Source organism: Mesorhizobium sp. M7A.F.Ca.CA.002.04.1.1 (genome assembly GCF_004022805.1).
GTDB lineage: Bacteria > Pseudomonadota > Alphaproteobacteria > Rhizobiales > Rhizobiaceae > Mesorhizobium > Mesorhizobium ciceri.
Genome location: NZ_RZPL01000437.1, coordinates 1 through 4864, shown reverse-complemented (window position 1 = coordinate 4864; position 4864 = coordinate 1). Strand labels below are relative to the sequence as shown.

Below are 4864 nucleotides of genomic sequence, written 5' to 3'. Positions count from 1 at the left end.
CATGGTCGCCATGCAGGCCCGAACCGATGGCGACGATCTTGCCGTGCTGCATCAGCACATCGGCCTTCCAGGTGCGGTCGGCGGTGACGATGGTGCCGTTTCGGATGACTTTGGTCATTGACTGTTCCCTTGTTCTCTTCGCGCTTCTTTACGAGCGTCGTTTGGAAGGTGGATTCTAAGCTCACTCCACGATGACAGCCGTCTCCACCACCGCGTGGAACAAGACATCGGCACCCGCCGAAGCCCATTCCTTGGTGATCTCTTCGGCCTCGTTGTGGCTGAGGCCATCGACGCAAGGGCACATCACCATGGCGGTGGGCGCGACGCGGTTGATCCAGCAGGCGTCGTGGCCGGCACCGGAAACGATGTTGCGATGGGAATAGCCAAGGCGGTCGGCGGCATCGCGGATCGCCTTGACGCAGCCGGCATCGAAAGTCACCGGATCGAAAGCGCCGACCTGTTCGATCTCGCAGCGGATGTCGAGTGCATCGCAGATCGTGTCGATGCCTTCGCGGATGCGGCCATCCATCGCGTCCAGCACTTCCTTTTCCGGCGAGCGGATATCGACGGTGAAGACGGTGCGCCCGGCGATGATGTTGCGCGAATTGGGATAGACCTCCATGTGGCCGACCGCGCCGACGGCATCGGGCTGGTAGTCCATGGCGATCTCGTGCACCAGTTCGATCACCCGCGCCATGCCGAGCCCGGCATTGCGGCGCTTGGGCATCGGCGTCGAGCCGGTATGGGCTTCCTTGCCGGTCAGCGTCACCTGCAGCCATTTAAGGCCCTGGCCATGGGTGACGACACCGATGTCGATATCTTCGTCCTCGAGGATCGGACCCTGTTCGATATGCAGTTCGAAGAAGGCATGGATCTTGCGGTCGCCGACCTTCTCGGGGCCTTTCCAGCCGATGCGCTCCAGTTCCTCGCCGAATTTCTTGCCCTGCTTGTCGACATGCCCGTACACATCGGCCTGGTCGAGCACGCCGGCGAACACGCCGGACGCCATCATAGCCGGCGCGAAGCGCGAGCCCTCCTCGTTCGTCCAGTTGGTGACGACGATTGGATGTTTGGTCTTGATGCCGAGATCGTTGAGCGAGCGCACCACTTCAAGCCCGCCCAGTACGCCGAGCACGCCGTCATACTTGCCGCCGGTCGGCTGCGTATCGAGATGGCTGCCGACATAGACCGGCGGCAGGCTGGGATCGGTGCCTTCGCGGCGGGCAAACATCGTGCCCATTTCATCGACGCCCATTTCGAGCCCGGCCGCATCGCACCAGCGCTTGAACAGATGCCGCCCTTCGCCGTCTTCGTCGGTCACGGTCTGGCGATTGTTGCCGCCGGCAATGCCGGGGCCAATCTTCGCCATCTCCATGATGGAATCCCACAAACGGTTTGAATTGATTCGCAGATTCTCGCCGGGTGCGGCCATCTCGAGTTCCCATCTACACCAGGGGTCTTGTCGCCCCTTGAGTGATTTACAGCTTGACCGTATGGTCAGCTTTTAAACTACACAACCTGACCAAGCGGTCAACTAGAATCTTGGGGTAGACATGGCAGAACCCACCCGCCCCATGCGGCGACAGGAGATCCGCCGAGAGAATGAAAAAACCATTCTCGTCGCTGCAGAGAAGGTGTTTGCGGAGGCAGGGTTTGGCGGCGCCACGATGCAGTTGATTGCGGATCTGGCCGGACTGCCGAAGGCAAATCTCCACTACTATTTCGCCACCAAGGAAGAGCTTTACCGGTCGGTCGTTCAAAACATCTTTGAAATCTGGCTACAGGCGGCCAATTGCTTCGACGCGGCGCGCGGGCCCATAGACGGCATCAGTGCCTATATCGACGCCAAGATGGAAATATCACGCCGCCATCCCGACGGCTCGAAGGTCTGGGCCTCCGAAGTGATGCACGGGGCGCCGGTGCTTCAGGACTATATGGAATCGACGCTGCGCGAATGGACCGACGGCCGCGTCGAGATCATCAGGCGCTGGATCGAGGAAGCCAAGATGGACCCGGTGGATCCGCGTCATCTGCTCTATATGCTTTGGGCTACGACCCAGCACTACGCCGATTTCGGCCATCAGATCGAGACACTCAATGGCGGAAAACCTCTGTCCGACCGGCAATGGCGGGAAGCCAAGGAAAATATCAAGCGGGTGATCCTGACCGGGATCGGTGCGTTGCCCGCCTGACTGTAATGGTTCGTTGCAAGCAAAAGGTCAGGTCGGCGCGCTGCCGCGCCGACCTCAACCGACCGCGTCAGTCCGTCAATCGATTGACCTCAGCACATCTCGAACATGGTCGATCAATTCGTTGATCTGGCCCTTGGTGATGATCAGCGGCGGCGAGAGCGCGATGATGTCGCCGGTGGTGCGGATCAGCGCGCCGCGCTCGAACGCCTTGACGAAGGCCGAGAAGGCCCGTTTGGTCGGCTGGCCGGCGATCGGCGCCAGCTCGATCGCACCGATCAGGCCGATGTTCCTGATATCGATGACGTTCGGCTCGCCTTTCAGCGAATGCAGCGCGTCTTCCCAGTACGGCGCCAGCTCCTCGCCACGGGTCAGCAAGCCCTCTTCCTTGTAGGTGTCAAGCGTGCCGAGTGCGGCCGCGCAGGCGATGGGGTTGCCCGAATAGGTGTAGCCGTGGAAGAACTCGATCATGTGCTCGGGGCCGGTCATGAAGGCGTCGTGGATCTCCTTCTTCACAAACACCGCGCCCATCGGGATGACGCCGTTGGAGACGCCCTTGGCGGTGGTCATGATGTCGGGCGTGACACCGAAATAGTCGGCGGCGAACGGTGTGCCGAGACGGCCGAAACCGGTGATGACCTCATCGAAGATCAACAGGATGCCGTGCTTGGTGCAGATCTCGCGCAGCTTCTCCAGATAACCCTTCGGCGGCAGGATGACGCCGGTGGAGCCGGCGACCGGCTCGACGATGACGGCGGCGATGGTCGAAGCGTCGTGCAGGGCGACGATACGCTCCAGCTCGTTGGCGAGTTCCGCGCCATACTCCGGCACACCCTTGGTGAAGGCGTTCTTTTCCGGCAGATGCGTGTGCGGCATATGGTCGACGCCGCCGAGCAGCGTGCCGAACATCTTGCGGTTGGTGACGATGCCGCCGACCGAGATGCCGCCGAAATTGACGCCGTGATAGCCGCGCTCGCGGCCGATCAACCGGGTGCGCGAGCCCTCGCCCTTCACACGGTGATAGGCGATCGCCATTTTGAGCGCGGTCTCGACCGATTCCGAGCCGGAATTGGTGAAGAAGACATGGTCCATGCCCTTGGGCGCCAGGTCGACCAGGCGGTTGGCCAGTTCGAACACGATCGGATGGCCCATCTGGAAGGCCGGCGCATAATCGAGTTCGGCAGCCTGGTGCTGGATCGCCTCGGTGATCTTCGGACGGCAGTGGCCGGCATTGACGCACCACAGGCCGGCGGTGCCGTCGAGCACCTTGCGGCCGTCGCTGGTTGTGTAATGCATGTCCTTGGCGGACACCATCATGCGCGGCGCCTGCTTGAACTGCCGGTTTGCCGTGAACGGCATCCAGAATGCACTGAGATCGTTCGGCGTGACTTTCAGCCGGTTGGACATGACCAGGACTTCCCCTTGTAAACTGTTTCGCTGCGCCCAACGCTTGGTCTTTGCCGCGTTTTCATGCTACGCAAATTTTTGACCGATTGGACAAACGTTAGCACCGCCCTGTAGGCGGTCAAGGATTACTAGCGGAAATGCGGCACCTGAAGTGCGTTCCACAGGCTAGGGAAAAACTGGTCCAGAGAATTGGTCCAGATGAGCCTCAACACGAGGGCTTGCAACGGTGACCATCGGCACGGATGCCCCTCGCCGCACCCGCATCCAGCAGGAAAAGCGCGAACTCATCCTGGAGGCGGCGCTTGAGGTCTTCTCCACCAACGGCTTTCGCGGCTCGACCATCGACCAGATCGCCGAAGCTGCCGGCATGTCGAAACCGAACCTGCTCTATTATTTCCGGCGCAAGGAAGACATCCACGAAACGCTGATGCAGCGCCTGCTCGACACCTGGCTGGCGCCACTGCGCGAACTCGACGACATTGGCGATCCCCTAACCGAACTGCGCAGCTACATCAGGCGCAAGCTGGAGATGGCGCGCGATTTTCCGCGCGAGAGCCGGCTGTTCGCCAACGAGATCCTGCAAGGCGCGCCGCGCATCATGCCGCTGCTGGCGGGCGAACTGAAAACGCTGGTCGACGAGAAGGCCGCCGTCATCAAGGGCTGGATGCGCGCCGGCAAGATCGCCAAGACCGACCCGTGGCACCTGATCTTCTCGATCTGGGCGACGACGCAGCATTATGCCGATTTCGACGTCCAGGTCCGCGCCGTGCTCGGACCGAACCGTGGCGGCGACGGCCGCTTCGAGGATGCGGCAAGATTTCTCGAGCAGTTGTTCCTCGATGGGCTGAAGCCGAAGGGCTAAATGGTTTCGTCATTCTAGGGCGAAGCAAGGAGCGAAGCGACGCGGCGCAGACCCTACAATCCATGCCGCGACTTCAACGCGCCGCAAAGGTCCAAATTCTGCTCCGTAGTACTCTTCGGCAAACGTCCCGGCATGGATCCTCGGGTCTCCGCGTCCGCTTCGCCCGTGGATGACGAAGCCGAGGGGGACGCCAGCCAACCTCAGGCGCTGCGCCGCTCGGCCGGCAGCGCGTCCAGCAATGCCTGCAGCTTGGCGATCGAATTCTGCTCGGCTAACGGCGTGTAGACGATCAGCTTCATGTCCGAGCCGTCGCCGATCGACAGGCTCATATGCTCGAAGGTCATGGCGCCCGCGCTCGGGTGCCGGACATGTTTCACCCCCGACAACCGATGCGCGACGTCGCGCT

General features: G+C 61.6%; 4 protein-coding genes and 2 pseudogenes. 2 read left to right on the top strand and 4 right to left on the bottom strand.

All coding sequences use genetic code 11. From position 1 onward, the window contains the following. A pseudogene (locus ENZ75_RS35215) lies at window positions 1–118 on the bottom strand (dihydropyrimidinase); the annotation flags it as partial. Between the two features lie 63 nt (window positions 119–181). Beyond that, the gene (locus tag ENZ75_RS21075; RefSeq protein ID WP_063168504.1) at window positions 182–1432 is read right to left on the bottom strand and encodes a Zn-dependent hydrolase; all 1251 of its coding nucleotides are present in this window, start codon (window positions 1430–1432) and stop codon (window positions 182–184) included. Between the two features lie 121 nt (window positions 1433–1553). On the opposite strand from ENZ75_RS21075, the gene ENZ75_RS21070 reads away from it, so the two are divergent. Then, window positions 1554–2192, top strand: a complete 639-nt coding sequence (locus ENZ75_RS21070; RefSeq protein ID WP_013530908.1) for a TetR/AcrR family transcriptional regulator — start codon at window positions 1554–1556, stop codon at window positions 2190–2192. Between the two features lie 75 nt (window positions 2193–2267). On the opposite strand, the gene ENZ75_RS21065 is transcribed toward ENZ75_RS21070, so the two are convergent. Further along, window positions 2268–3596 (bottom strand): aspartate aminotransferase family protein, encoded by a 1329-nt coding sequence (locus tag ENZ75_RS21065; protein WP_013530907.1) that lies wholly within the window; start codon window positions 3594–3596, stop codon window positions 2268–2270. A 226-nt stretch (window positions 3597–3822) separates the two neighbouring features. Here ENZ75_RS21065 and ENZ75_RS21060 point away from each other — a divergent pair, with 226 nt between their 5' ends. Then, window positions 3823–4458, top strand: coding sequence for a TetR family transcriptional regulator C-terminal domain-containing protein (locus ENZ75_RS21060; RefSeq protein ID WP_013530906.1), 636 nt, complete (start codon window positions 3823–3825; stop codon window positions 4456–4458). A 200-nt stretch (window positions 4459–4658) separates the two neighbouring features. On the opposite strand, the pseudogene ENZ75_RS21055 reads toward ENZ75_RS21060, so the two are convergent. Continuing rightward, window positions 4659–4864: pseudogene (locus tag ENZ75_RS21055) on the bottom strand (transcriptional regulator); the annotation flags it as partial.